Source organism: Prosthecodimorpha staleyi, from assembly GCF_018729455.1.
GTDB classification, from domain to species: Bacteria; Pseudomonadota; Alphaproteobacteria; order Rhizobiales; family Ancalomicrobiaceae; genus Prosthecodimorpha; species Prosthecodimorpha staleyi.
Window position 1 is genome coordinate 1 of record NZ_JAHHZF010000040.1, and the last position, 1,166, is coordinate 1,166.

The 1,166-nt window shown below is 69.8% G+C and carries 1 protein-coding gene; it reads right to left on the reverse strand.

The features are described from left to right. Positions 1-401: 401 nt before the first annotated feature. The gene (locus KL771_RS28230; protein WP_261971832.1) at positions 402-1,061 is read right to left on the reverse strand and encodes a hypothetical protein; all 660 of its coding nucleotides are present in this window, start codon (positions 1,059-1,061) and stop codon (positions 402-404) included. Positions 1,062-1,166: the final 105 nt, after the last annotated feature.

Consider the following 1,166-nt stretch of genomic DNA (forward strand, 5'->3'; position numbering starts at 1 on the left):
CGGGGCGCGTCGTCATGGGGCGACACTGGCGCCGGGCCGGACCCGGATCGAGGCTGACATCCGTCAGCCCACGCGGCACCGACAACCGGGCGCTAAAAGCCGATTAAAAGCCCGTGGAAGCCCCTCGACGCCCCGGCACGCTACCACGCACCGTACGGTCGGTCACGGGCGGCAGCGGCGCCGCAATCGCTTGCCCTTCATCGCCGCCGTTAAAGGGGTTTTGAAGCCCCTGGGAGGCGCCCGGACGGGTTGGGCGCACCGTCGGGGCGGCGGAGGCGACACGGACGCCGGCGGCCGCCTGATCGCCCACGTTGATTTTCCGCCCGACGGGACTCATATTGAGCGGGCGGGTGAAGCACACGCCTCGGCGTCCGTAGGACACGTTTGCTCGTGGGAGGGGGTTACGGCCCTCCACCCGCATCTTCTTCTCTCACCTTGATCTGCCCCGGCCGCGCCAGCTTGTTGGCGCGGTAACTCGGCTTGGGCTGGAACAGGGTCGTGACAAGCCAGTGGTCCGGAAGCGCTCGCAGGAACAACGCCCATTCCACGCCGGCCCGGCGGAGGAAGATGGACAGGTGCCCGGTGCTGGCTTCCTGTTGAACCTCGCCGCGATCGAGCATCTCCTGGATGCCGGCCCAATCGCCCGCCGCGGTCGGATGCTTTCCGACAGAATGCCCGACCGACCAGTCCGCTGCTACCACGACGGTTTTTGCCGCCGGGCGGGTTGCTGCGATCTCCGCAGGCATGACGCCGACCGGCATCGGGACTTCCGGCCATCTGAGGACGGTATTGCGGTGGCTGTCGATCTGAGCCTTCGGGAGGCCCTGGGCCTCGGCCTGTTGCACGAATTGCTGCCGGGAGGCGGCGAGACGGACCGCGGCGGCGTGATGCTCGCGCCAGGCGGGGCCGGCCATCACGTCGCGCACCGCGACCCGCGCCAGGTCCGGGTCTGCCGCCTCCAGGGCATCGTCGAGATGTTCGGCGAGCACGCGCGCCCGCTGCCGGAGCCGGCCCGGATTGGTCTGCCAGCCGGGATCGATCCCGGCCGGGACGGTGGTCATCTCGCCGGTCCGGGAATTGACCCAGGTCCGCGGCGGCTCGACGGGGATTTCGTCCGTGTAGGAAGGATCGGTCTCGGCCGCCGGAGCGCGGTCGAGGAGATCGCC